Below are 24,646 nucleotides of genomic sequence, written 5' to 3'. Positions count from 1 at the left end.
GTGTGATACCGCGCCGTACCATGGAGGCATGGCCATGACGCTTCGCCTGAGCGACGAGCAGACCGAGGCCCTCCGGCGGCGCGCCGAGAAGGAAGGCCGGAGCATGCAGCAGATCGTGGTCGCCGCGGTGGAGGAGTACCTCGCCCGGAACGCCGCCGATGAGGAAGTGCACCGCCTGGGTGTCGAGGCGGTGCGGCGCTGGAAGCCGGTGCTCGACCGTCTCGCCCAGTGACCCGCTATCTGACCGTCGAGCAGGTTCTGGACCTGGCCGAACTGGCCGTTGAGGGCACGCCCCAGCTTCGCGATCTCGGGCTGCTCGATTCGGCCGTGCACCGGCCCCAAGCCCGGATGTTCGACCAGGAGGCATACCCCGACCTCCTGGCTAAGGCCGCCGCGTTGTTGCACTCGCTGGCCATCAACCATCCGTTCATCGACGGCAACAAGCGAGTGGCCTGGGTCTCCACCGTGGTCTTCCTCGCCTACAACGGTGTAGCAGTGGACACGGACGACGACTCGGCGTACGACCTGGTGATCGCGGTCGCGTCGGGGAAGCTCACCGAGGTCGATGAGATCGCGAGCGTGTTGCGCGGCTTCACCGCCTCTTGAGCACCCGGACCGTGCCGAAGGCGACGAGCGGGGTCGCCAGCCACAGGAAGGGCACGACGTTGACCGCCCATACGCTCGCCACCGCGCTCAGCAGCCAGTAGATCCCGATGGCCCAGTAGACCCAGGTGTTGACACGCAGGCGGAGCAGGTCGGTGTCCGGCCGGTGCAGGCGCTGCGCCTGCACCAGAGTGAACAGCGCGGCCTGGGACAGCAGCAGGATGGCCTCGTTGCCGGCGAACATCCCGGTCACCAGGGCCTTGCCGCTCGTCGTGAGGTGGCCGGCGTTGGCCTCGCCGAAGAGCGACGTCGTGTACGGCAGGAAGGCCACGAAGAACAACAGCGGGATGTGCAGCAGGAGCATCGGCTGGGACACCCGCTCGATCTGGTCGAACAGCGTGTGATGGGCCCGCCAGGCGAACCAGAGCATCAGGAAGGCGATGGCGAAGGCCATGAAGGAGCCGAAGTGGTCGCCGAAGAACGCCCCCAGTCGCTGGAAGTCCTCACCCTCCGGGCGCGGGAGCTCCAGGGCGAGCAGCGTGATGGCGATCGCGAAGATGGCGTCGGCGAAGACGCCGACGCGCTCGTGGGTGAGGCCGGGACGCACCTGAGGCGTGGCCATGCGTGTCTCCAATAAAAGGGGGGCAGTGGCGAGCATTGTGACAGAAGTCACTCTTGGTGAGAGGCGGCCCGATGCCGCGGACGGCCGAAGCTCCGCGCTCGGACCGCCTTCCATTGCCTCGCGGGGGAACGGCGTCGCCGCCCGGTGTCGAGCTTGGTGAAATGTGCCCATGGATGTGGCAGGGGTGGGCGAGACTCGCCAATGAAGGCCCGGGTGGGGCTGGATAGTTTCCGGGTGTGGGCGGACGCGTACTGATCGCACTGGGCGGCAACGCCATGACGGCTCCCGACGGGAGCGCGTCCCCGGCCGACCAGCATCGGGCGATCGGCGAGGCGATGGCCCACGTGGCGGCGCTCATCCGGGCCGGGCACGAGGTGGTGCTCACGCACGGAAACGGCCCCCAGGTCGGCAACATCCTGCTGAAGAACCAGCTCAGCACGCACGTCGTGCCGCCGGTGCCGCTCGACTGGTGCGTGGCGCAGACGCAGGGCACCATCGGCACGCTCGTCATGAACGCCCTGCAGCGTGAACTCGGGCACGCGCGGGTCGCGACCGTCGTCACCCGCACGCTCGTGGACCCGGCCGATCCGGCGTTCCAGGACCCGGTGAAGCCGATCGGACGGTACTTCGGGGAGGGCGAGGCGCGCCGCTTCGAGGAGCACGGCCAGGCCTGGCGGCGCTTCGAGCGCGGCTGGCGGCGGGTGGTCGCCTCGCCACGTCCCGTGGAGATCCTGGACGCGTCCGCCGCGGTCGCGCTCATCGAGGCCGGATACACCGTCGTCGCCGCCGGAGGCGGGGGAGTGCCGGTCGTGCGCGGCGCGGACGGCACGCTGACCGGGGTCGAGGCCGTGATCGACAAGGACCTCGCCGCCGCCGTGCTGGCCGCCGCCGTCGGCGCCACCGACCTCGTCATCGCGACGGACGTGCCGAACGCCATGGTGGACTTCGGCACTCCCCATGCCCGCCCGATCGAGGAGATCGAGGTCGCCGCCCTGCGTGAGCTGCAGGCCGCCGGTCACTTCGCCGGGGGCAGCATGGGGCCCAAGGTCGAGGCCGCCGTGCGCTTCGCCGAGGGCGGCGGGGGACGGGCGGTGATCACCTCGCTGCACCACATCGGTGCCGCGCTGTCAGGAAATATAGGTACAAGGGTGTACAGAGGGGTGGAGGCATAGTGCCGGATCCGATCGAGGTACGGAAGGTCCCCATCGAGAGCGTCACCGACGCCTCCGGGCTGGCGAGGCTGATCGACCAGGGCGTGATCGAGGCCGACCGCGTGCTTGCCGTGATCGGCAAGACCGAGGGCAACGGCGGCGTGAACGACTACACGCGGATCCTCGCCGACCGCGCCTTCCGCGAGGTGCTCGTGGGCAAGGGCACCCGCACCGCCGAGGAGGTCGCGCAGGTGCCCCTGGTGTGGTCCGGCGGCACCGACGGCGTGCTCAGCCCGCATGCGACGATCTTCGCCACGATCGACCCGGCGAAGGCCGTGCGGACCGACGAGCCTCGGGCGAGCGTCGGTGTGGCGATGAGCGAGGTGATCCTTCCCGAGGACATCGGCAGGCCCGCGATGGTCGAGAAGGTGGCCGCCGGGGTCCGCGAGGCGATGAAGATCGCCGGCATCGACGACCCGGCCGACGTCCACTACGTGCAGACCAAGACGCCGCTGCTCACGCTGTCCACGATCACCGACGCGAAGGAACGCGGCCAGACGGTCGTCACCGAGGACACGCTGAAGTCGATGGACATCTCCAACTCCACCACGGCGCTCGGCATCGCGGTCGCGCTCGGGGAGATCGAGATGCCGTCGGCCGAGCAGATCCACAAGGACCTGTCGCTCTACTCGTCGGTCGCGTCGTGTTCCAGCGGCGTCGAACTCGACCGGGCCCAGATCGTCGTCGTGGGCAACGTACGCGGGATCGGCGGGCGCTACCGCGCCGGCCACTCGGTGATGAAGGACGCACTGGACACCGACGGCATCTGGGAGGCCGTCCGGAGCGCGGGCGTCGACCTGCCCGAGCGTCCGCGCCCGCACGATCTCGGCGACCGGCTGGTCAACCTGTTCATCAAGTGCGAGGCGGACCCTTCGGGCCGCGTACGCGGGCGGCGCAACATCATGCTCGACGACTCCGACGTCCACTGGCACCGCCAGATCAAGGCGACGGTCGGCGGGGTGGCGGCGAGCGTGACCGGTGACCCGGCCGTGTTCGTCTCCGTGGCGGCGGTCCACCAGGGCCCGTCCGGCGGAGGCCCGGTGATCGCCATCGCCGACCTCGCGTGATCTTGTAGTGCGGAGGGCTGTCCGGGTTGGGGGTAGGGTCGGGAGACGTGCCATCGATTCCGCAGCCCCTGCGCCCCGACGACGACGGCGGCACCGACGCGCCGGTCGCGGCGGCGTTGTCGGCGTTCCAGGCCGGGACGGCGACGGCGGCCGACGTCCTGGCGGTGCTCGCCGGGACCAGGCTGCTCGTCCCCGTGGTCGCGCTGCTGACCGAGTCGGAAGTGGGGGAGCACGGCCTGCGCCAGGAGAAGGAGAGCGAGATGGCCCTCCCGAAACTGGTCGGCAAGGACGGCCGTGAGGCCGTGCTCGCCTTCACCGGGACCGAGCCGATGCGCAGGTGGCGTGCGGACGCCCGGCCGGTGCAGGCCACCGCGCCGCAGGTCTGCCAGGCGGCGCGGCACGAAAGGGCCGCCGCCGTGGTCGTGGACGTCGCCGGGCCGGTCCCGTTCGTGATCGAGGGTGGCATGCTGCAGGCCCTCGCCACGGTGGAGGAGGCCAAGAGGGACGCCTCCGCCGTCGACCGGCTCGCCCGCGAGGTGCCGGGCGCCACCGTGGCCCATTTGGGGACCGCGGAGGAGAAGCGCCGCCGCTGGTGGAGCCGCCGCGCCTGACCCCGCCCATGCGCTAGCGGAAGGGATTGCGCCCGGTGACCGTCAGGTAGAGCGGGAAGAAGACGACCCACATGATGAGGCATCCCAGAAACCATGCCTCGGGCGTCGCTATCCGGACGGGCCCGAGGGTGAAGACCGCGGGGTGGCCCCGCCTGAGGTGCTCCTTGGCATCCGCGTAGACCCACGCGTCGACCGCGAACGCCGCAATCAGGACGAGAATCGGTGCCAGCACGGTCAGGGATGGCCCTGTCATTGCGCCGTCCTTCCGGCCTCATCGGCGAAGTGCTTTCGCGATCAGCCTACTGGCTTCGGCCTTTTCGCCGTGGGTTACGGCGAGCGGTGCCGGGTCCGTCGTCCACAGGTGCGGGGTCGTCCGCAGAAGCGCGGTCGTCCACAGAGGAGCGCGCACCACGGGTAACGGGGGGCGTGCGCGCGTTAGTGTCGGCCGCGTGTCCCTCGTCGTCCTCACCGCCGCCGTCCTCGGCCTGATCGCGGGGGCCTACGCCCGTGCCCTCGCCGCCGGGTTCGGCCCCGAGCCGGACGACCGCCGCCGGGAGGTGCTGCCGGCGTTCGCCGCGGCGGCCCGCGCCGTGCCGCTGCCCCGCCCGCCGTACGTGCTCGAGGGCGCGACCGCGCTGGCCGCGGCGCTGGTGGCCTGGCGCGTCCACGACGGCTGGGTGCTCGCCGCGTGGCTGTACGCGGTTCTCGCGGGGGCCGCCCTCGCGGAGATCGACCGGCGGACCTGGCGACTGCCCGACGCGATCACGCTGCCGTCGTACCCGATCCTGCTGGTCCTGCTCGCGCCGTCGGGCCGCCTGCTGCCGGCGGTGGCGTCGGGCTGCGCGCTCGGCGCGGTCTACGCCGTGCTGTGGTTCGCCCGCCCCACGGGCCTCGGGCTCGGCGACGTGAAGCTGGCCGGGCTGATCGGACTGCTCACCGGGGCGCTCGGCGTGCAGGCCACGATCGTCGCCGGGATGGCGGGCCAGGTCCTCGGCGCGCTGTACGCCGTGGGGCTGCTCCTGGCGCGCAGGGCCACCCGCACGACCGAGTTCCCGTTCGGCCCGTTCATGCTCGCGGGCATGCTCGTGGCGCTGGCTTTTCCGGGTATATAGGACCGGCCGTTTCCCGGCTTCGGGGCACCCGTGGATGGTCAAGGGGGTGTCAGGGGGCGGCGCACTGGGACGCACATGGAAGACTTGTCACCATGCTGCGCTGGTTGACCGCCGGGGAGTCACACGGCCCCGAGCTTCTCGCGATCCTGGAAGGCCTGCCCGCAGGTGTGGAGGTGACCACCGCCGACCTCGCCGAGGCGCTGCGCCGCCGCCGTCTCGGATACGGCCGGGGGGCACGGATGAAGTTCGAGCAGGACGTGGTGACGATCTCCGGCGGCGTACGGCACGGCCGCACGCTCGGATCGCCCGTCGCGATCCGCATCGGCAATACCGAGTGGCCGAAGTGGGAGACCGTCATGGCCGCCGACCCGGTGGACCCGGCGGTGCTGGAGGGCCAGGCGCGCAACGCGCCGCGCTCGCGCCCCCGCCCCGGCCACGCGGACCTCGCAGGCATGCAGAAGTACGGCTTCGACGACGCCCGGCCGGTGCTCGACCGGGCCAGCGCGCGGGAGACCGCCGCCCGGGTGGCGCTCGGACAGGTCGCCCGCTCCTTCCTCAAGCAGGCGCTCGGTGTCGACATCGTCAGTCACGTGGTCTCCATCGGCGAGGCGAGCGCGCCCAGCGACGTGCTGCCCGGCCCCGGCGACATGGAGGCGGTGGACGCCGACCCGGTGCGCTGCGTCGACCCGGCCGCGAGCGCGGCGATGGTCGCCGAGATCGACAAGGCGCACAAGGACGGCGACACTCTCGGCGGTGTGGTCGAGGTCGTCGTCTACGGCCTGCCGCCGGGCCTCGGCAGCTACACCCACTGGGACCGGCGCCTCGACGCCCGTCTCGCCGCGGCACTCATGGGCATCCAGGCGATCAAGGGGGTCGCGGTCGGCGACGGCTTCGAGACGGCCCGCCGCCCCGGCTCGCGGGCGCACGACGAGATCGAGAACACCCCCGAGGGCGTGCGCCGCATGACCAATCGGGCCGGCGGCGTCGAGGGCGGCATGACCAACGGTGAGCCGCTGCGGGTCAGCGCCGCGATGAAGCCCATCTCCACCGTGCCCCGCGCGCTCGCCACGGTCGACGTGCTGACCGGCGAGCCGGCCAAGGCGCACCACGAGCGCTCGGACGTCTGCGCGGTCCCGGCCGCCGCGATCGTCGCCGAGGCGATGGTGGCGCTCGTGCTCGCGGACGCGGCCGTCGAGAAGTTCGGCGGCGACTCCGTGGAAGAGGTCGCGCGCAACCTGGCGGGCTACCTGTCGTCCCTGGTCATCAAGTAATAGGGTTTGTGATCATGCAATCGGCGCCACAAGGCCCCGCCGCGGTCCTCATCGGCCCGCCCGGCTCGGGCAAGTCCACGGTCGGGCGAATCCTCGCGGACCGCCTCGGCCTGCCGTTCCGCGACACCGACGCCGACGTCGAGGCCGTCGCCGGCAAGAACGTCAGCGACGTGTTCGTGGAGGACGGCGAGGAGCGGTTCCGCGAGCTGGAGGCGCAGGCCGTGCGCGACGCGCTGGAGACCCACCCCGGCGTGCTCTCGCTGGGCGGCGGGGCGATCCTGCACGAGCACACGCAGAAGCTGCTGGCCGGCCACCGGGTCGTGTATCTCCAGGTCGGGCTCGACCAGGCGGTCAAGCGGGTCGGGCTCGCCTCGGCCCGGCCGCTGCTGGTGCTCAACCCGCGCAGCCGGCTCAGGCAGCTGATGGAGCAGCGCCGACCGATCTACGAGAGCCTCGCCGCGATCACCGTCGCCACCGACGGCCGCGAGCCCGAGGACGTGGCGACCGACATCGAGGCGGCGCTGTGACCGCGACGCGCATCACCGTGCGGGGCGACAGCCCCTACGACGTCGTCGTCGGCACCGACGTGCTGGCCGAGCTGCCCGGCCTGCTGGACGCGAAGGTGCGCACCGTCGCCGTGATCCACCCCGCCGGGCTTCCCGAGATCGCCAGGCCGGTCCGCGAGACGCTCGAGGGCGCCGGGCTGGAGGTCGTCGCCCTGCCCGTGCCGGACGGCGAGGAGGCCAAGACCGTCCACGTGGCGGCCGAGCTGTGGTCGGCGTTCGGGCGATACGGCATCACGCGTTCCGACGCGGTCGTCGGCGTCGGCGGCGGAGCGACGACCGACCTGGCCGGTTTCGCGGCCGCGACATGGCTGCGCGGCGTCCAGGTGGTGCAGGTGCCGACCACGCTGCTGGCCATGGTGGACGCGGCGGTCGGCGGCAAGACCGGCATCAACACCCCGGAGGGCAAGAACCTCGTCGGGTCCTTCCACCCGCCCAGGGGTGTGCTGTGCGACCTTGCCACGCTGGCGAGCGTCCCGCCCGACGACTACGTCGCGGGCCTCGCCGAGATCATCAAGGGCGGGTTCATCGCCGACCCGACGATCCTCATGCTGATCGAGGACGACCCCGCCGCCGCCCGCACCCCCGAGGGCGAGCACACCCGCGAGCTGGTCGAGCGCAAGATCAGGGTGAAGGCCGACGTCGTCGGGGCGGACCTGCGCGAGAGCGGCCTGCGGGAGATCCTGAACTACGGCCACACCCTCGGTCACGCGATCGAGCGGGTCGAGGACTACCGCATCAGGCACGGCGAGGCCGTGGCCATCGGACTCGTCTACGCCGCCGAGCTGTCCCGGCTCGACGGCCGCGTCGGGCGCGACGTCGTGGACCGCACGCGCTCCATCCTGGAGTCGGTCGGGCTGCCCACCTCCTACCGCGCCGATGCCTGGCCGCGCCTGCGTGACCACATGCGGGTGGACAAGAAGGCCAGGGGAGCGGTGCTGCGTTTCGTCGTGCTCGACGACATCGGCAGGCCCGCCCGTCTGGAGAACCCGTCGGAGGAGCTGCTCGAAGCGGCGTACCGGGAGGTCGCCCGATGAGGCAGGTGCTCGTCCTGAACGGGCCCAACCTGGGCCGTCTCGGCAGCCGGGAGCCCGACGTCTACGGCGCGCAGACCTTCGACGACCTGGCGGTCCTGTGCCGCGAGACCGGCCGCGAGCTGGGCCTGTCGGTCGAGGTCAGGCAGACCGACGACGAGGCCGAGCTGGTGAGCTGGATCCACGAGGCGGCCGACAGCAGGACCCCCGTGGTCCTCAACCCCGCCGCCTTCACCCACTATTCGTACGCGTTGCGCGACGCGATCGCGCAGCGTACGGCCCCGCTGGTCGAGGTGCACATCTCCAACCCGAACGCGCGGGAGGAGTTCCGTCACACCTCGGTCGTGGCGGCCGTGGCCACCGGGACGATCGCGGGGTTCGGCATGCGGTCGTACGAGCTCGCGCTGCGCGCGATCGCGGACATGGGCGAGTGACGAAAGAAGGGATCATGGGCTACCGGTCGTATGTGGCGGTCGGCGACAGCTTCACCGAGGGGCTCAACGACCCCCTCCCGGACGCGCTCCCTCCGGCGCCCGCGGAGGTGGTGCGCTACCGGGGCTGGGCCGACCGGGTCGCCGAGCGGCTCGCCGCACTCGAGCCGGACTTCCGTTACGCCAACCTCGCGGTGCGGGGCAAGCTGATCGACCAGATCGTCGCCGACCAGGTGCCCGTGGCCGTCGACCTGCAGCCGGACCTGATCAGCTTCTGCGCGGGCGGCAACGACCTCATCCGCCCCGGCAGCGATCCCGATGAGATGGCCAAGAAGCTGGCCGCCGCCGTACGGGACCTGCGGGCCACCGGCGCCGACGTCGTACTCTTCACCGGCACCGATCCCCGGGACACCCCGATCATGCGCCGGGTGCGGGGCAAGTTCGCGATCTTCTACATGCACGTCCGGTCGATCGCCGACCTGTACGGCTGCCACCTGGTGGACATGTGGTCGATGCAGGGGCTGCGGGACTGGCGGGCGTGGAGCGGCGACCGGCTGCACATGAACGCCGAAGGCCACCGCCTGGTCGCCGCCCGCGTCCTGCACGTGCTGGGCGTGCCCGGCGAGGACGACTGGCGCAAGACCTGGCCGCCCCGGGAGCAGGTGGACCCGAGGGCCAAGCGCCGCGAGGACGTGCAGTGGCTCAGGGAGCACTTCGGCCCGTGGATCGGGCGGCGCCTTCGCGGCACCTCGTCCGGCGACGGCCTCGCCCCCAAGCGCCCCGACCTCAGCCCGCTGCCCCCGATTCCCTCTCCCTGACCGAGCGCCCGCCGCGACGTGCCGCTTTCGCCGGCGGCGGGCGCCTCATGCCACGGGAGGTCATACCCCGGTTCGATGTGCGACGGGCGGACATCGGCGAGGCTCTGCCGCACGACCACCGGCATCGAGGGGGACCGGCCATGGTGTGGAAGCGAGGGCGCGCCGGCAGGAGAGGCGGCCCGTCACGGCGTGGACGGGCGTGGCTGCTCGCCCTGCTCGTGGTCCTGCCGATCGCGGCGGCCGCTGTCGTGGCGGTGGCCTTTCCTTCGGTCGCCGCCACCACGTGTCCCGGTTGCTACGGGCTGGAGCGGCTGGCCTCCGGCATCTACGCGGAATCGGGCCTGCCGTCGTCCCGGAGGCGGCAGGTGCTGTCCGCCGTGGAGGAGGCGGAGCGGCGTGTCCGCGCCTTCTTCGGCGGCAGGCAGACCTCGCCCCGGATCCTCGCCTGCCTCAGCGACCGCTGCTACCGCCGCATCGGCGGGGGCGGGGAGCGGGGCGTCGCGGTGCTGAACCGCGCGGTCATGCTGTCGCCCGCGGGCGTGGACCCGGTGATCGCCTCCCACGAGATGTCGCACGTCGAACTGCACGCCCGGCTGGAACCGGGCGGTGTGGAGGTGCCGCAGTGGTTCGACGAGGGGCTGGCCGTGCTGGTCTCCGGCGACCCGCGCTATCTCGCGCCGGAGACGGCGGCCGACCGCTGCCTGGTGAGCTCGGACGCGCCGCTGCCGGTGACGCTGGACGCCTGGCTGCGGGCGGCCGACGCCGACCGGCGTGCCTATGCGGAGGCGGCCTGCCGGGTGAGCCGATGGGTCACCGCGAACGGCGGGCCGCACGCCGTGCTCGACCTCGTACGGCGCCTCAACGCGGGCGAGACCTTCGGGGCCGTCACGAGGATGTGATCCGCCGGCTCCGCTCAGGAGCCGGCGGTGAGGCGGCGCAGGGCGTCGCGAACCTTCGCGGGGTCGGTGGTGCGCCAGAAGGGCGGCAGCGAGTTGAGCAGGAACCCGCTGTAACGGGCGGTGGCGAGCCGCGGGTCGAGCACGGCGACGACGCCCCGGTCGTCCATCGAGCGCAGCAGCCGGCCCGCGCCCTGCGCCAGCAGCAGCGCGGCGTGGGTGGCCGCCACCGCCATGAAGCCGTTGCCCCCCGTGGCCGCCACATGGCGCTGCCGGGCCGAGGCGAGCGGGTCGTCGGGGCGCGGGAACGGGATCCTGTCGATGATCACCAGGGTCAGCGAGGGGCCCGGCACGTCGACCCCCTGCCACAGGGACAGCGTGCCGAACAGGCACGTCGCGGGGTCGCCCGCGAACTGCTTGACGAGCTGCGAGGTCGAGTCGTCGCCCTGGCAGAGCAGCGGCACGTCCAGCCGCTCGCGCAGCGCCTCCGCGGCGGCCTTGGCGGCCCGCATGGAGGAGAACAGGCCGAGCGTCCGGCCGCCGGCCGCCTCGATGAGCTCGGCGATCTCGTCGACGTACGCCTCGGGCAGGCCGTCGCGGCCGGGCTGGGGGAGATGCGTGGCGACGTAGAGGATGCCGCGGCGCGGATGGTCGAACGGCGAGCCGACGTCGAGGCCGGTCCACTCGCCCTTGCCCAGGCCCCACTGGCGGGCCAGGCTGTCGAACGAGCCGCCGAGCGCGAGCGTGGCGCTGGTGAGGACGACGGTCCGGTCGCCGAACAGCTTGTCGCGCAGCATGCCGCCGACCGACAGCGGCGCGACCCGCAGCGTGGGGGGAACGCGCCCGCGCCCCTCCTCCAGCCAGACGACCTCCGCCCGGTGGACCTCCTCGGACCTGGCGTCTCCCGCGTGGTCGCCGTTCGCGGCGTCGCCGGACTCGTCCGCGTCGTCGCCGGCCGCCGGGCCGAAGGCGTCGAGCATCCGCTGAGCGGTGTCGTGCACGTCGTCCAGCACGGTGAAGGCGGCCTTGCGCAGCCCGGCGTTCTCCGGGTCGTCCTTGTCCTTGTTGCGCGGCCCGAGGGCGGTGATGCAGGCGAACGCGGCGTCCCTGATCAGCGCGAGCGTCATCCCGAGCGACTGCGGCAGCGTGTCGACCCGGCCGGGCGGAGCGACGGCCAGCAGGGCGCGCAGGTCCTCTCCCGCCTCCTGCAGGCGGTCGGCCACCCCCTGCTCGACGAGCCGTCCCGCCCGGCGCACGGCGAGGCCGATTGTGCTCTCCGACAGCTCTCCGGTGACCACCGAGGTCACCCGGTCGACGAGCTCGTGCGCCTCGTCGACCACGACCACGTCGTGCTCGGGCAGGACCGCGAAGTCCTCCATCGCGTCGATCGCCAGCAGCGCGTGGTTGGTCACCACGACGTCGGCCTCGCCCGCGCGCTCCCGCGCGAGCTCGGCGAAGCAGTCGGCGCCGCTGGGGCACCGCTGCGCCCCCAGGCACTCCCTGGCCGTCACCGAGAACTGCCGCCAGGCCTGGTCGCTCACGCCGGGCACGATCTCGTCGCGGTCGCCGGTCTCGGTCTCGTTGGCCCACTCCTGGATGCGCTGCACCATCCGGCCGGTGGCGCTGACCTCACGCGGGTCGAAGAGCTGGTCGTCCTCGTCCTCGGGCATGCCGGCGGCCGTCTTGTGGCGGCACAGGTAGTTGCGGCGGCCCTTCAGGATCGCGAACTCGGGGCGGTGCGGCAGCAGGCCCTCCAGCGCGTCGGCGAGCCGGGGCAGGTCGCGGTCCACCAACTGGCGCTGCAGCGCGATCGTGGCGGTGGACACCACCACGGCGTCGCCGCTCTCGGCCGCGTGCCTGATCGCGGGCACGAGGTAGGCCAGCGACTTGCCGGTGCCGGTGCCCGCCTGCACCGCGAGGTGCTCCTCGCTCTCGACGGCGTCGCGCACCGCCTGCGCCATCTTGACCTGGCCCGGGCGCTCGACGCCGCCCAGCGCGGTCACCGCGGTGGCGAGGAGTTCTTCGACGGGCGGGAGCTCGGGACGGTCCTTGGGCACGGAAGAACGCTACCCGGTGCCACCGACATCCGGTGCGTGTCCGTCCCACCACATCCTGGCGTTCCAGGAACTCCCTCCCGGCGCGCATGGCACACTGGGGTGTCAGTGCTCTCAAGGTCAACGGCGATCTACCCAGTGAGGTCGAAAAGGGACGAAACGGACGTTTCGCGAGGGTTCCCGAGATCGAGTGGACGGAAAAGGGCAGGTAAAGGCACTATGTCTGCCATGTCGGAAGTTGTCCCACTGCCATCGTTCGGCGAGGTGTTCTTCGACGCGCGAGGCCAGGACCGTGTGCTCCGGGTCACGTGGCACGACGGCACGCTGGTGCTGAGCCTGTGGCGGGGCGAGATGTGCACGGCGAGTTTCCGCATGCCCATGGACGACGTGGGACGGCTGATCGACACCCTGGACGAGGGTTTCGCCGAGGCGGGCGGCGAGGAGCAGGACGCCGGGACCGGTCCGTTCCCCCAGCAGGGGGCGGCGGGACAGGACGGCTACGCCCCCCAGGGGACCTACCCCGCGCACCCGCAGGATCAGGGGCAGGACCACTACGCGACCCAGGTCCACGACCCGTTCGCCACGCAGGTCCACGACCCGTACGCGGCCGAACCCCAGGAGGCGTACGCGGCGCGCGCCCAGGACGCCTACGCGGGGCCCGACGCGTACGCCGGGCAGCCCGGTGACGGATACGCGCCGCAGGACCCCTACGGCGTACCCCACAACGTGCCGCAGGATCCCTTCGGGCAGGCCCGGGACGGGTACGCCGCCACCGACGGTCACGTTCCGGCGCCCGACGGCTACGGCAGGGGCCACGACGGCTACGCGCACGGCGAGAACGGGTACGGGCAGGCCGAAAACGGCTACGGCCGCGGGGCGCGCGACGCGGGGTTCCCCGAGCCGCCCGGACCGGCCGACTACGAGTACCCGGACTATCCGGGAACCGGGCAGTACGCCCGCCCGCCGGTGCCGCCGCCCGCCCCGGCCCCCGAGGCCTACCCCGCGCCCGCCGCGCTCGGCCCCAACGACGTGCTCGTCGCCCGCGGCACGCCCACCCAGGACCGCCTCGTCGCGTCGTCCGCCCCGCAGACCGGCCCTCAGGCGGCCTACCTTCCGGGCGCGCAGCCCGCGCCGGTGGACCCGAGCGACCCGCTCGGGCTCGGCGCGGTCCGGCCGTACGTCAACGAGTCGTACGCGAACGAACCGCCGCTCTACACCACGGGCGAGCGCCTGCGGCCGGACCAGTGGCCGAATGGCCAGGCCCCCGACCCGCACGCCGAGCGCGAGCGCCGCGGGGGGCGGCGCGCCGGACAGCCCGTATCGGACTCCCCGATCCCGTGGTCGGAGGAGAACGGGGAGAACTGGGAGGGCTCCCGGGGTTGGTGAGGGCCCCGGTCAGCAGGAGTTCCAACTGTAAGTAACCTCGTCGTCTGATGGACACGTCAACGGCACTGCAGTTCCTCCTGCTCCCGGCCGGCGCCCTCGGCGTCGCCGCCCTGGCCAAATGGCGCGGCTGGTCGGCGCCGCTGCTCCTGGTGATGGCCGGACTGGCCGCCTCCTACGTGCCGGGGGTTCCCGACTACAGCCTCGACCCGCACATCGTGCTGCTGGTCTTCCTGCCGCCGATGCTCTACTCGGCGGCGTTGGACAGCTCGTACCTGCGGCTGCGCGACGCCGCCAGGCCCGTCGGCCTCCTGGCCGTCGGGCTCGTCCTGGCGACGACCTTGGTGGTCGGATTCGTCGCGCACGCGCTCGTCCCCGATCTCCCGCTCGCCGCGGCCTTCGCACTCGGGGCGATCGTCGCACCGCCCGACGCGGTGTCGGCGGTCGCCATCGGGCGCAGGCTCGGCCTGCCGCGACGCGCGCTGACCATCCTCGTGGGCGAGAGCCTGTTCAACGACGCCACCGCGCTGACCGCCTACCGGGTCGCGGTCGGCGCGACGGCCGGCGCGGCCGCCGGCCTGCTCGACATCGGCGGGCAGTTCCTCCTGGCCGCAGGCCTCGGCGTGGCGATCGGCCTCGCCGTCGCGTACGTCGCCGGTGTCGCGCTGCGGCGGCTCGACGACGCGCTGATCGCCAACGGCGTCTCGCTGCTCGTGCCGTATGCCGCCTACCTCGGGGCCGAGGCCGTGCACGCCTCGGGCGTGATCGCCGTCGTGATCGTCGGCATCTACCTGGGCCACGAGCTCAGCCGGACGACGTACGGCACGCGCCTGCTGTCGGGCGCGGTCTGGAAGGTCGCCGACCTGGTGCTGGAGTCGATCGTGTTCGCCCTGATCGGACTGCAGCTGCGCCCGATCATCGCCGGGCTGAACGACGAGCGGCCCGGGGAGCTGGCGATGTACGCGATCGTGCTGTTCCTGGTGGTCGTCCTCGTGCGGATCGCCTGGGTGCCGCCCAGCACCTACCTGCCGCGGATGCTGTCGAAGAGAGTGCGCGCCCGGGAGCCCAAGACGCCGTCCTGGCAGAACGTGATGCTGACGAGCTGGGCGGGCATGCGCGGGGTGGTGTCGCTGGCCGCGGCCTTCGCCCTGCCCGAGCAGTTCCCCCAGCGCAACCTGCTGCTGTTCCTGACGTTCACGATCGTCGTGGGCACGCTGATCGTCCACGGCCTTTCGTTCCCCTGGCTGATCAGGCGGCTGGGCGTGTCCACCGCGCGGGAGCGCTACGGTGACGACCTCGCGGAGGCGGGCGCCCAGCAGGCCGCCGCGGCCGCGGCCCTGGCGCGGCTCGAGGAGCTGACCGCCGACGGCGTGCTGGACGTCCACGAAGAGGTGGTCGAGCAGCTGCGCGCCCGTGCCGAGCGCAAGGCCCTGCACGCCTGGGAGCGGCTCGGCGGCGGCACCGGCCCCGAGGGCGAGGAGACGCCCGCCTCGGTCTACCGGCGACTGCGCCGGGAGATGCTCGCCGCCGAACGCGAGGTGTTCGTGCGGCTGCGGGACGAGCGGCGCATCGACGACGAGGTCCTCCACCGGGTCATGCAGGAGCTCGACTTCGAGGAGGCGACACTCGAACGCGGGTGAGCGCCCCCAGAACCCGGCGGTCAGGACCTGCGCGGTCAGGACCTGCGCGGTCAGGGCACGGCCTGGCCCAGGCGCTGGTCCACGAAGCACCACCGCCAGTCCTCGCCCGGCTCGAACGAGCGCATCACCGGGTGGCCGGTCTCCTTGTAGTGGGCGGTGGCGTGCTTGCCGGGAGAGGAGTCGCAGCAGCCGATGTGACCGCACTCCAGGCACTTGCGCAGGTGGACCCATCGCATGCCGCGCTCCAGGCACTCCTGGCAGCCTTCCGGCGTGAGCGGCTCCGGGTCGGCCGTCACGAGCAGGTGTTCGCAGTTCCCCATGCCGCAGATGCTACGGCGCTTCATCGGGTGATCGGTGCCTCCCCCGGCCGGGGGCCGCTCGCACCGAACCTCTACGAACCGCCCCCCGGAATCTGCACATCGCCTCCGTAGGTTCGTGGGTCATGACGACGGTCGACACGGGCGCTTTCACCGCCTGGTTACGCGACTTCGAAGGCGCGGCGCTGCTGCGGCGCACCTGGGGCGACCCCGACTGGAGCGCGGGAGCGCGTCTGGAGCCCGCCCTCGTACGCAGCCTGCAGCGGTTCCAGGTGGGGGAGGACGGTGACGGCGCCCGCCTCCTGGACAAGGCCCGCCGGGCGGGCGACCCCGTGTACGCGGAGGCGGTCCTCCTGTTCGTGGCGGAGGAGCGCGAGCACGCCCGCCTGCTGGGCCGGCTCCTGGAGTCGGCGGGCGCCGCCACGATCTCCGGCCACTGGACCGACGCCGCCTTCGTCCGGCTGCGGCGGCTCCTCGGACTGCGCACCGAGCTGATGGTCCTGATGCTCGCCGAGGTCGTCGCGCTCGGCTACTACCGGGCGGTGCGCGACGGTGTCCCGGACCTCCTGGCCGCGGAGGTCGCGGGCCGGATCCTCGCCGACGAGCTGCGCCACGTGCCCTTCCACCGGGACCGGCTGCGGCGGTCCTTCCGGGAGTCGTCCCGCTTGTCGCGGGCGATCGCCTCGGCCCTGTGGTGGTCGCTGCTGGCGGGAGTGCTGACCGTGGTCGTGATCGGCCACGGAGACGCCCTGCACGGGGCCGGGATGTCCCGGAGCGCCTTCGCCCGCGAGGTCACCGGCTGCTTCCGCGGGGTCGTCGCCGAGGTCATGGCGCGGTGAGAGACGGGGCCTCGAAGGGCCCGGGATCGACGGCGGCCGGTGATGTGGGCGCAGGGCCGCGAAGGGGAGCCCGGTCCGGTCCCGCTCCGGTCCCGCGGCGGGCGGGCGACGGTTGGGTAGGGTGACCGGCATGCGACTCCTCCCGTTCGCCGCCGCCTGCGCGGCCGCCGTCCTGTTGGTCACCGGCTGCGCGACCGCGGACAAGGCCCAGTCGTGCGCCGAGGCGACGCAGCTGATCAGCCGGACCATCGGCGAGATCGGCAAGGTCGTCGACGACCCCGCCGCCATGCGCCAGAAGCTCGAGGACGGCGCCGCCGACCTGGAGAGCATGGCGAACAAGGCCGCCGACACCACGCTCAGGGACGCCCTGCAGGGGCTCGCCGACAGCCTGCAGAAGCTGAACGTCGACGACGCCAACGCGGCGGTGGACGCGGCGCAGAAGGTCGCCACCGACGGCGCCGGCTACCTGCGCCAGGTCAGCGAGGCCTGCCTTTAGGTCCGGTGCCGGGACCGCCGCCGAGCGGACGCGCCGGCGTCCCGTGGCCCGGACCCGTTCGCGGCGGAGGCCGGGTCGGAGTCGGAGCGGAAGCTGCGGCACCTGGCCGGCACCACCACACGCGTGCCGTCCGGTGCTTCGCCCGACCGACGGTCGATAAAACGGCAACCCCGACAAATCTAGGGGAAAAGGGGCGGAAATAGCGTTCTCGCATGGAAGAGAACGAACCCGACCCCCGCTTCGTCCTCGCCAACGAGCGCACGTTCCTCACCTGGATCACCACCTCGCTCGCGCTGAGCGCGGGCGGCATCGGTATCGCGGTCGTTCCCGAGGGCGTCTTCGTGCCGTGGGTGCGCACCCTGCTCGCCATCGTGCTCGTGCTGCTGTCCGCCGTGGCCGCCGGCTCGGCCTACCCCCGCTGGCGGCACATCGACCGGGCGCTCCGGCAGGACCGCGCGCTTCCGCCGCCCGCCCTGGCTCCCCTGTTCGGGTACGGCGTGGCGGGGGTGGCCGTTCTGGCCCTCGTCGTGATCCTCCTGTCGAGGTGACCGGGCCAGTGAGCGACGTGCCGAGGCCGGGTCTGCACAGCGAGCGCACCCGGCTCGCCTGGGTCCGCACCGCCGTGACGATGGCGGGCTCCGGCATGGTGATGGCGGGACTCGCCGTACGGCACGACCTGCCCGGCCTCGCCGCGCCCTTCGCCGCCGCCGCGCTGGCCGGGGCGGTCCTGCTCCTGCGCACCGGGATCCGCCACCGCCGCCTCGAACGGGCGCTGCGGTACGGTCACCCGCTCGACCACCGGCTGGACGGGCGCACCGTCTGGGCCGGCGCGCTGGCCGTCGCCGCCGCGGCGCTGGTTCTCGTGCTGATGCTGGCCGTGTGAACACACGGCCCACCGAGAGCGGGCCGTCGGCGGCCTGCCGTGAGGCCGAGCGGCACGGCAGGCACGGCAGGCACGGCACCGAGGCTGAGCGCGGCCGGGAACTCTCAGATCGCCGGCACGGCCTCCATGCGGTGCGGGCGCGGGCTGGTCTGCAGCCGGATGCCGCCGATGGCCGTCACCGCCGCCCTGTCCGCGTTCTCGCCCGCCCACGTCTCCGCCTTCGCGCGCAGGGTCCGGTCGGGGGACAGCAGAGTGTCCGCCATTTTCGCGAAGAGGCTCGTGCACGCCTTCGCCCGGACGCCGAGCTTGCAGTCGGCCATCACGGACATCACTTTGTCGGGCCCGTCGGACCAGATGAAGACGGACATGTGGAGCCTCGCGGCATCGCTCGGCCGGCAGATCATTCCCATCCTGGCGCCGGTCAACGGGTCGGGTGCCGCCGACTTCGCGCATGTCCAGGAATTGGCCGCCTGCAGCCAGTTCACCGCGACCATGTCGACCGTCACCTTGGGCAGGTACCGCTGCTTGGCCGTGGGGAACCTCCCGGGGAAGGAGGGCGCGGAGGCGTCCGTCACCGGTTCGGTGGTCGCCAGGCCCACGGCGGCGCCGGTGACTCCGCCCAGCGCCAGCGCCGCGATCAGCGTACCCACCGTGACCAGCACGAACGCCGCCGTTCCACGTCGGCGGCCTTGGGGGGCCACACCGGTAGGAGTGGGAGCCCCGGCGTCGGGCGGCGGCGCGTACGGCGGCCCCTGCTGGACGGCGTACGGCTGAGCCGCCTGCGGCCCGGGCGTCTGCGGCCAGGGCGAGGCGATGGACGGATGACCGGTCGCCGCGGGCCCGGGGGGCGGCGGCACGGTGACGCCCCGCTGGGCGGGAGAGCCGGGGGGCGGTGGCACGCCGAGGTTCTGCTGTGCGGGGGACCCGAGAGGCGGTGGCGGCTGCACCGGCTGCCAGGCGGCGCCGTCCCACCAGAACCTGCCGTCGGGAGAGTACGGCCAGCCGGGGGGCGCCGCCATCAATATCTCCTCTTCACGGTGAGCTCGATTGACCGGGTGTTCGCCTCGCGCTCCAGCGTGTACTCCCAGTCGAGAATGAAGGTCGTGTCCCCGTCGCCCGCGATCTGCTCGGCCAGCCAGCCGTTGACCTTCTTGACCGTCGAAGGGTCGTCCCGGTGCGGCAGGGTCGCGAACCACGACATGTAGCCCAGCCCGGCCGCCGCCGTGGTGCTGTCCGGATTGACGATCCTGGCCTCGACCTTGCTGATGTACTCGTAGAAGTTCACCAGGTTGTCGACGCGGAAGAGATCCGCTTCGAACCGGACTTTCCCGACTCTCAGCTCACAGGACCAGAACCGTCTTCTGTCGGCGCACGTGTGCCCCTGGTCCTGCAACGCCTCGACCACGGTGCCGATCCTGACGCCGGGGATGCAGTCGTGGCCGCAGTATTTCGTGTCCTGTTCGCGATCGGCGCGCGCGAAGGCGTACGAGCCCAGGCCGGCGAGCAGGAAGACGACCAGGCCGATGGCCCCGACCACGATCCGGCGAGATCTGCGGCCACTCCGCGTCAACTCCAGTGTCACGAAGACGGAGTATGGCAAGGATCCCGATCAAATGGGGACAGTGGCCCTGAATCCACTGTCCGACGCGCGGCAGGGACGCGGGGATCGTCCCGGCGGGCCGGCGGTGGCGGGTCAGTCTGCGGCGGCGATGGTGCCGGCGACCTCCTCCGCCCGCTCCTTCTCCTCGCGCGCGAAGCGCTCCGCGTCGAGCCGGTCGGCGATCTCCTCGTCCTGCCGCATCAGCGCGTCGAGACTCTGCCCGGCCATGTCGAGCACGCCCATGTCGGCGTACGCCTGCCGCAGGCGGGGGCTCCACAGGCCGATGTCCTTCACGCACGGCACGATCCGGCTGAACAGCAGCGCGCGGAACAGCCGCAGGTACTCCGACCGGTCCACGCACTCCATGGCCTCGCCGACCTCCTGCCGCGACAGGCCGAGGTTCTCCCAGATCTCCTGGCCGCGCAGCCGGTCGCGCATGAGGTAGCACCCCTCGATCACGAAGTCCTCGCGCTCGCGCAACTCGGCGTCGGACAGGTTCCGGTAGTAGTCGCGCAGCGCCATCCGGCCGAAGGCCACGTGCCTCGCCTCGTCCTGCATCACGTACGCCAGGATCTGCTTGGGCAGGGGCTTGGTGGTGACGTCGCGCATGACTCCGAACGCGGCCAGGGCCAGGCCCTCGATCAGCACCTGCATGCCGAGGTAGGGCATGTCCCACCGCGAGTCGCTGAGTGTGCTGTCCAGCAGCGCCTTGAGGTGCTCGTTGATGGGGTAGGCCAGACCGACCTTCTCCTGCAGGAACCGCGCGTAGGTCTCGGCGTGCCGCGCCTCGTCCATCGTCTGCGTGGCGGCGTAGAACTTGGAGTCCAGATCGGGGACCGACTCCACGATGCGGGCCGAGCAGATCATCGCGCCCTGCTCGCCGTGCAGGAACTGGGAGAACTGCCAGGCGGCGTTGTGCCTGCGCACCTCGTCGCGCTGCCGCTGGTCCATGCGCTCCCACAGTGGGGTGCCGTGGATCGCCAGGGTGGTGTCGGGGACGCCGAGCACGTCGTACGGGTCGACCTCGATGTCCCAGTCGATCCGCTTGACGGAGTCCCACTGCTTGTCCTTGCCCTTCTGGTAGAGGGCGAGCATGCGGTCCCGGCCGTCGTCGTACTCCCAGGTGAAACGGGCCGCGCCGGTCATCTCCACGTCCCACGTGGAGAGCTCGGCGGGGATGGTGTAGAGCTCGTGGGTCGACACGGGGGGACCTCCTCTGACGTACACCGTACGTTTCCCCGCGAGCGTGTCACGTACGCTGTACGTACGTCAATGGACGCCGGACGTCGGCGGTGAGAGAGGATTCGGTCATGCTCAACCGGAACCGCATCGTCACCGCCGCCGTGGAGCTCATCGAGAGAGAGGGCGCCGACGCCGTCTCGATGCGCAGGATCGCCGCCGAGCTCGGCGTCGGCGTCATGTCGCTGTACAACCACGTGCCCAGCAAGGCCGCGCTGCTCGACGCCGTGGCCGAGGACGTGCTGTCGCGGATCGGCTTCACCGACGACCCGTCCGCCCACTGGACCGACCGGGTGCGCATCCAGGCGCGGGCCTTCCGGCGCATCGCCCACCACTACCCCCGTTCCACGATGGTCGTGGTGAGCAGGCAGCTGGGCTCGACAGCGGGTCTCCTCCCGGTGGAGCGCGCCCTGGCGACCCTGCGCGACGCGGGCTTCGACGGCCGGGAGGCCGTCCGCATGCTGCGCATGTTCATCGCGTACGTGGTGGGCTCGCTGCTGCGGGAGGTCGGGGTGACCCCGACATTCGCCCCGGTGCGGGCCGGCGCGGCGATCGCCGACGTGGATCCGGCGCTGTTCCCCGTGGTCAGCGAGTTGCGGCCGCATCTGGACTCCTGCGACCACGACGAGGAGTTCGAGTTCGGCCTGGAACTGCTCGTCCAGGCCATGGCCGTACGGGCGGACGCGCGGGCCGATCGCGGCACCGGCGAGCCGACCGGCCGCGGGGGCGCCCGGCGGTAGGCCGCCAGGCGCCCCCGCCCGGGTGAGCCCGGGTCAGTACCAGTTGTGGGACCGGAAGTGGCCCCAGGCGCCGCACGGCGAACCGTAGCGGCCCTTGATGTAGCGCAGACCCCACCTGATCTGGGTCTGCGGGTTGAACCTCCAGTCGTTGCCGGCGTATCCCATCTTGTGGCCGGGCAGCGCCTGCGGGATGCCGTAGGCGCCCGAGCCCTGGTTGTAGGCCCGGTGGTCCCAGTTGCTCTCCCTGGTCCACAGGCTGTCCAGGCACTGGAACTGCTGGCCCGACCAGGTGCGGCGGGTGACGAGCCGGAAGGCGTACGCCTTGCTGCGGATCTTCGCCGGCGCCCGGCGGAACCGGGGCGGCTGCGCCGCCGCCCGCGTGGTCCACACGCCCAGGTGGGTGACGGGCCGCACGCTCTCCGCGGTCCGCTCCGCCTCCCCGGTCTGGCCCGTCTCCCCGGTCTGCGCCGTCTCCCCGGTCTGCGCCGTCTCCCCGGTCTGCGCCGTCTCCCCGGTCTGCGCCGTCTCCCCGGTCTGCGCCGTCTCCCCGGTCTGATCCAGGGCGGTCCACTCGCCGGCCCACGCCACTCCGCTTCCGCCACCGGTCACGGTGGCCGCGATGAGGGCGGCGACTGCGTTGCGTAGAAGGCTTCTGCTGTCCAAATCGGTCCTTGTCGTCGGGTCGCGTGCGGAAGGCGGGCGCGCGTGACGCCCTCCGTCCGGCCGCGCCCATGGCGTGGGCGCTGCCGTCCGCTCGGCCCGCCCGGATCACCAAGAGCTTCCGGCGGGCACCGCGACGGGTCCTCACGCGGATTGAAATACGGACAGCCGCTTCGTCGGTGGCATCGCGACACGCGGCGGCCGGTTCTTTGCCGTTCCGCCCCCCAACGCCGACCCTCCGCGGAGGCGCGGGTTACCGTGCGGCCGTGCGGCGCGCCCTGCGGCGAGCGCGGACGGGACCCTCGTTTAGGGTGCGGACATGAGCGTTCTCGAGATTCCGGTGACCACGATCGACGGCGAGGGCACGACCCTCGGCGGCCTGCTCGGCGGCGGGGCCGCCCTGGTGGTCAACGTGGCGTCCAGGTGCGGGCTGACCCCGCAGTACGAGGGCCTGGTCGCCCTCCAGCGGACGTACGCCGACCGGGGGTTCACCGTCGTCGGCGTGCCCTGCAACCAGTTCATGGGCCAGGAGCCCGGTACGGCTGAGGAGATCAAGGAGTTCTGTTCCACCACGTACGGCGTCGACTTCCCGCTGCTGGACAAGACCGAGGTCAACGGTCCGGGACGGCATGCTCTCTACGCCGAGCTGACCGCCGTGCCCGACGCGGAGGGCGAGGCGGGCGACATCCAGTGGAACTTCGAGAAGTTCCTGGTCGCCGCCGACGGCCAGGTGGTCGCCCGATTCCGCCCCCGCGTCGTCCCCGAGGCCCCGGAGATCGCCGCGGCGATCGAGAAGGTCATCTCCTAGGGCTCGCGACCCTGGGCCCGCAACTCGCCCGTACGACGAGCTGGGTGGGCAGCGTGACGGTCGGAGGCCGCCTGCCCTGCCGCAGCACGAGCTCTGCGGCGCGGTAGCCGATGTCCTGGGCCGGCTGGGCGATCACCGTCAGCGGCGGGGAGCACAGCTCGGCCCACGGCACGTCGTCGAACATGATGAGCGACACGTCCCTGGGAATCCGCACGTCAAGCTCCCGGGCGGCCAGCACGGCCGCCTCGCCGAGCACGTTGCCGCCCGCGATCACCGCCGTGACGTCCGGCCGGTGCTGCAGCAGCCCCGCGGCGGCCGCGTAGGCGGAGTCGCGGCTCGACCGGGCATGCACGACCAGGTCCCGGTCGGCGGGCAGCCCCAGCGAGGCGAGCGCGGCGGTGAAGGCGGCCACCCGCTGCGACTGCGCGTGCCGGCCGAGGTAGGCGATCTTCCGGTGTCCCAGCCCGGCCAGGTACTCCACCGCCGTCAGCACTCCCGCCCGGTCGTCGGGCACCACGCTGGGCACGTCCGTGCGCACCCGCCGGTCGGCGAACACCACGTTCAGCCCCGCGCGCAGCGCGGGCGCCCACATGTCCCCGTCCCCGGACGGCACCGCGATCAGCCGGTCCATGCTCTGCTCGATGAGCGTGCCGATCAGCTCGGCCTCCCGTTCGGGGTCGTCGCCGGTGACCCCCACCGTGACCGGCTCGCCGTACGAGCGGGCGCACGACAGCACGCCGTCGGCCAGTCGCGCGTAGAAGCTGTCGGTGATGTCGGGGACCAGCAAACCGATGCCGCCCGTCCGCTGGCGCCTCAGGTTGCGGCCCAGCGCGCTCGGCCGGTAGTCGAGGCGCGCCGCCGCGGCGAGCACCTTCTCGCGGGTCTCGGCGCTCGCCGAGCCGCCCGACAGGACCCGGGACACGGTGGCCACCCCGACCCCCGCCGCCTCCGCCACTTCCTTGATGGTTATCCGCCGCTGCGCTGGACCGTTCATGGAAACGATTCCACCATGATTCCATGCCCTGTGTCATCGAAATCTTGACAATAGGCGGTATTTCACGGGACAGTCATGAAAACGTATCCACATCATCTTGGCTCGGAAACGCGAAGGACTGGGGATGGCTGCAATCGTTCTGAACAACGTCGACAAGATCTACGCGGGCGGGGTGAAGGCCGTGAACGGCCTCAACCTCGAGATCAAGGACGGCGAGTTCATGGTGCTGGTCGGCCCGTCGGGCTGTGGCAAGTCCACGGCCCTGCGGATGATCGCCGGCCTGGAGGACATCAGCGGCGGCGAGATCGTCATCGGCGAGCGCGTCGTGAACCACCTTCCCCCGAAGGACCGCGACATCGCGATGGTCTTCCAGAACTACGCGCTGTACCCGCACATGACGGTCGAGGAGAACCTCGCCTTCGGCCTCAAGCTGCGCAAGATGTCCAAGACGGAGATCCAGAAGCGCGTCAACGACGCCGCCCGCATGCTCGGCCTGGAGCAGTACCTCAAGCGCAAGCCGGCCGCCCTGTCCGGTGGTCAGCGCCAGCGTGTCGCGATGGGCCGCGCCATCGTCCGCGAGCCCCAGGCCTTCCTCATGGACGAGCCGCTGTCCAACCTGGACGCCAACTCCGCGTCTCGATGCGCGCCTCGCTGAACCAGCTCCACGAGCGCCTCGGCGTCACCACCGTGTACGTCACCCACGACCAGGTCGAGGCCATGACCCTCGGCGACCGCGTCTGCGTCCTGCGCGACG

At 72.1% G+C, this 24,646-nt stretch carries 29 protein-coding genes and 1 pseudogene; 21 read left to right on the top strand and 9 right to left on the bottom strand.

The genetic code is table 11. The features are described from left to right. Positions 1-28: 28 nt before the first annotated feature. Positions 29-232, top strand: coding sequence for a ribbon-helix-helix protein, CopG family (locus tag HHX41_RS16020; RefSeq protein ID WP_169980380.1), 204 nt, complete (start codon positions 29-31; stop codon positions 230-232). Next, positions 229-606, top strand: a complete 378-nt coding sequence (locus HHX41_RS16015) for a type II toxin-antitoxin system death-on-curing family toxin (protein ID WP_169980382.1) — start codon at positions 229-231, stop codon at positions 604-606. Before HHX41_RS16020 ends, HHX41_RS16015 begins: the two co-directional genes overlap by 4 nt. Here the strand turns inward: HHX41_RS16015 and HHX41_RS16010 are convergent. Continuing rightward, the gene (locus HHX41_RS16010) at positions 593-1,225 is read right to left on the bottom strand and encodes a TMEM175 family protein (protein ID WP_169980384.1); all 633 of its coding nucleotides are present in this window, start codon (positions 1,223-1,225) and stop codon (positions 593-595) included. The genes HHX41_RS16015 and HHX41_RS16010 overlap by 14 nt on opposite strands. Positions 1,226-1,461: 236 nt before the next feature. On the opposite strand from HHX41_RS16010, the gene HHX41_RS16005 reads away from it, so the two are divergent. The 3 genes from HHX41_RS16005 to HHX41_RS15995 are packed head-to-tail and all read left to right on the top strand — an operon-like array spanning position 1,462 to position 4,114. Further along, entirely contained in the window at positions 1,462-2,397 is a 936-nt protein-coding gene (locus HHX41_RS16005) for a carbamate kinase (protein ID WP_310742007.1), read from the top strand. Next, complete coding sequence (locus tag HHX41_RS16000) at positions 2,397-3,503, top strand: ring-opening amidohydrolase (protein ID WP_182906596.1); 1,107 nt, start codon at positions 2,397-2,399, stop codon at positions 3,501-3,503. The genes HHX41_RS16005 and HHX41_RS16000 overlap by 1 nt, the downstream gene beginning before the upstream one ends. A gap of 47 nt (positions 3,504-3,550) precedes the next feature. Further along, positions 3,551-4,114, top strand: a complete 564-nt coding sequence (locus HHX41_RS15995) for an SseB family protein (protein ID WP_182906595.1) — start codon at positions 3,551-3,553, stop codon at positions 4,112-4,114. A gap of 13 nt (positions 4,115-4,127) precedes the next feature. On the opposite strand, the gene HHX41_RS15990 is transcribed toward HHX41_RS15995, so the two are convergent. After that, the gene (locus tag HHX41_RS15990) at positions 4,128-4,367 is read right to left on the bottom strand and encodes a hypothetical protein (protein ID WP_169980390.1); all 240 of its coding nucleotides are present in this window, start codon (positions 4,365-4,367) and stop codon (positions 4,128-4,130) included. Between the two features lie 196 nt (positions 4,368-4,563). Between HHX41_RS15990 and HHX41_RS41790 the strand changes: the two genes are divergently transcribed. The 7 genes from HHX41_RS41790 to HHX41_RS15955 all read left to right on the top strand — a co-directional run bounded on the left by HHX41_RS41790 (position 4,564) and on the right by HHX41_RS15955 (position 10,242). After that, positions 4,564-5,226, top strand: a complete 663-nt coding sequence (locus tag HHX41_RS41790) for an A24 family peptidase (protein ID WP_182906594.1) — start codon at positions 4,564-4,566, stop codon at positions 5,224-5,226. A 92-nt stretch (positions 5,227-5,318) separates the two neighbouring features. Then, positions 5,319-6,497: a chorismate synthase gene (gene aroC, locus HHX41_RS15980; RefSeq protein ID WP_211591644.1), complete on the top strand. Its 1,179-nt coding sequence runs from the start codon at positions 5,319-5,321 to the stop codon at positions 6,495-6,497. A gap of 14 nt (positions 6,498-6,511) precedes the next feature. Further along, positions 6,512-7,024, top strand: a complete 513-nt coding sequence (locus HHX41_RS15975) for a shikimate kinase (protein ID WP_182906593.1) — start codon at positions 6,512-6,514, stop codon at positions 7,022-7,024. After that, complete coding sequence (aroB, locus tag HHX41_RS15970; RefSeq protein ID WP_182906592.1) at positions 7,021-8,097, top strand: 3-dehydroquinate synthase; 1,077 nt, start codon at positions 7,021-7,023, stop codon at positions 8,095-8,097. Before HHX41_RS15975 ends, aroB begins: the two co-directional genes overlap by 4 nt. Further along, complete coding sequence (gene aroQ / locus HHX41_RS15965) at positions 8,094-8,528, top strand: type II 3-dehydroquinate dehydratase (protein ID WP_169980397.1); 435 nt, start codon at positions 8,094-8,096, stop codon at positions 8,526-8,528. Before aroB ends, aroQ begins: the two co-directional genes overlap by 4 nt. Before the next feature lie 14 nt (positions 8,529-8,542). Beyond that, positions 8,543-9,343 carry an SGNH/GDSL hydrolase family protein gene (locus HHX41_RS15960; protein WP_182906793.1) on the top strand — a complete coding sequence of 267 codons (801 nt, stop codon included), beginning with the start codon at positions 8,543-8,545 and terminating at the stop codon, positions 9,341-9,343. Between the two features lie 140 nt (positions 9,344-9,483). Beyond that, the gene (locus HHX41_RS15955; protein WP_182906591.1) at positions 9,484-10,242 is read left to right on the top strand and encodes a hypothetical protein; all 759 of its coding nucleotides are present in this window, start codon (positions 9,484-9,486) and stop codon (positions 10,240-10,242) included. A 14-nt stretch (positions 10,243-10,256) separates the two neighbouring features. Here HHX41_RS15955 and HHX41_RS15950 read toward each other — a convergent pair whose 3' ends face one another. Continuing rightward, positions 10,257-12,296 carry an ATP-dependent DNA helicase gene (locus HHX41_RS15950; RefSeq protein WP_182906590.1) on the bottom strand — a complete coding sequence of 680 codons (2,040 nt, stop codon included), beginning with the start codon at positions 12,294-12,296 and terminating at the stop codon, positions 10,257-10,259. A 225-nt stretch (positions 12,297-12,521) separates the two neighbouring features. On the opposite strand from HHX41_RS15950, the gene HHX41_RS15945 reads away from it, so the two are divergent. Continuing rightward, positions 12,522-13,679 (top strand): hypothetical protein, encoded by a 1,158-nt coding sequence (locus HHX41_RS15945; protein WP_182906589.1) that lies wholly within the window; start codon positions 12,522-12,524, stop codon positions 13,677-13,679. A 47-nt stretch (positions 13,680-13,726) separates the two neighbouring features. Continuing rightward, complete coding sequence (locus HHX41_RS15940) at positions 13,727-15,316, top strand: Na+/H+ antiporter (protein WP_182906588.1); 1,590 nt, start codon at positions 13,727-13,729, stop codon at positions 15,314-15,316. A 50-nt stretch (positions 15,317-15,366) separates the two neighbouring features. Here the strand turns inward: HHX41_RS15940 and HHX41_RS15935 are convergent, their stop codons facing one another. Further along, on the bottom strand, positions 15,367-15,636 hold the full coding sequence (locus HHX41_RS15935; RefSeq protein WP_169980409.1) for a ubiquitin carboxyl-terminal hydrolase 14: 270 nt from the start codon (positions 15,634-15,636) through the stop codon (positions 15,367-15,369). Positions 15,637-15,758: 122 nt separating this feature from the next. On the opposite strand from HHX41_RS15935, the gene HHX41_RS15930 reads away from it, so the two are divergent. From HHX41_RS15930 to HHX41_RS15915, 4 genes are all read left to right on the top strand, one after another. Next, positions 15,759-16,472 carry a ferritin-like domain-containing protein gene (locus tag HHX41_RS15930; RefSeq protein WP_182906587.1) on the top strand — a complete coding sequence of 238 codons (714 nt, stop codon included), beginning with the start codon at positions 15,759-15,761 and terminating at the stop codon, positions 16,470-16,472. Between the two features lie 130 nt (positions 16,473-16,602). After that, the gene (locus HHX41_RS15925; protein WP_169980412.1) at positions 16,603-16,968 is read left to right on the top strand and encodes a hypothetical protein; all 366 of its coding nucleotides are present in this window, start codon (positions 16,603-16,605) and stop codon (positions 16,966-16,968) included. Positions 16,969-17,180: 212 nt separating this feature from the next. Continuing rightward, positions 17,181-17,516 (top strand): YidH family protein, encoded by a 336-nt coding sequence (locus HHX41_RS15920; protein ID WP_169980414.1) that lies wholly within the window; start codon positions 17,181-17,183, stop codon positions 17,514-17,516. Positions 17,517-17,524: 8 nt separating this feature from the next. Beyond that, entirely contained in the window at positions 17,525-17,851 is a 327-nt protein-coding gene (locus tag HHX41_RS15915; RefSeq protein WP_182906586.1) for a DUF202 domain-containing protein, read from the top strand. Between the two features lie 104 nt (positions 17,852-17,955). On the opposite strand, the gene HHX41_RS15910 is transcribed toward HHX41_RS15915, so the two are convergent. From HHX41_RS15910 to HHX41_RS15900, 3 genes are all read right to left on the bottom strand, one after another. Next, entirely contained in the window at positions 17,956-18,870 is a 915-nt protein-coding gene (locus tag HHX41_RS15910) for a hypothetical protein (RefSeq protein WP_182906585.1), read from the bottom strand. Then, positions 18,870-19,433 carry a hypothetical protein gene (locus HHX41_RS15905; protein ID WP_182906584.1) on the bottom strand — a complete coding sequence of 188 codons (564 nt, stop codon included), beginning with the start codon at positions 19,431-19,433 and terminating at the stop codon, positions 18,870-18,872. The genes HHX41_RS15910 and HHX41_RS15905 overlap by 1 nt, the downstream gene beginning before the upstream one ends. Positions 19,434-19,544: 111 nt before the next feature. Continuing rightward, on the bottom strand, positions 19,545-20,654 hold the full coding sequence (locus HHX41_RS15900) for a ferritin-like domain-containing protein (protein WP_182906583.1): 1,110 nt from the start codon (positions 20,652-20,654) through the stop codon (positions 19,545-19,547). Positions 20,655-20,761: 107 nt separating this feature from the next. Between HHX41_RS15900 and HHX41_RS15895 the strand changes: the two genes are divergently transcribed. After that, complete coding sequence (locus HHX41_RS15895) at positions 20,762-21,430, top strand: TetR/AcrR family transcriptional regulator C-terminal domain-containing protein (RefSeq protein WP_182906582.1); 669 nt, start codon at positions 20,762-20,764, stop codon at positions 21,428-21,430. Positions 21,431-21,463: 33 nt separating this feature from the next. Here the strand turns inward: HHX41_RS15895 and HHX41_RS15890 are convergent, their stop codons facing one another. Then, a complete protein-coding gene (locus tag HHX41_RS15890) occupies positions 21,464-22,093 on the bottom strand; it encodes a transglycosylase SLT domain-containing protein (protein WP_259401013.1) in 630 nt (209 codons plus the stop codon). A 316-nt stretch (positions 22,094-22,409) separates the two neighbouring features. Here HHX41_RS15890 and HHX41_RS15885 point away from each other — a divergent pair, with 316 nt between their 5' ends. Continuing rightward, on the top strand, positions 22,410-22,898 hold the full coding sequence (locus HHX41_RS15885) for a glutathione peroxidase (RefSeq protein WP_182906581.1): 489 nt from the start codon (positions 22,410-22,412) through the stop codon (positions 22,896-22,898). Here HHX41_RS15885 and HHX41_RS15880 read toward each other — a convergent pair. Continuing rightward, entirely contained in the window at positions 22,888-23,892 is a 1,005-nt protein-coding gene (locus HHX41_RS15880) for a LacI family DNA-binding transcriptional regulator (protein WP_169980430.1), read from the bottom strand. The genes HHX41_RS15885 and HHX41_RS15880 overlap by 11 nt on opposite strands. Positions 23,893-24,016: 124 nt before the next feature. Here HHX41_RS15880 and HHX41_RS15875 point away from each other — a divergent pair. Then, positions 24,017-24,646: pseudogene (locus tag HHX41_RS15875) on the top strand (ABC transporter ATP-binding protein); the annotation flags it as partial.

The organism is Microbispora sp. H13382 (assembly GCF_014161445.1).
Lineage (GTDB): Bacteria > Actinomycetota > Actinomycetes > Streptosporangiales > Streptosporangiaceae > Microbispora.
Note: the sequence above shows the minus strand (reverse complement) of the source record. Positions and strands in the feature narration are given on the sequence as shown.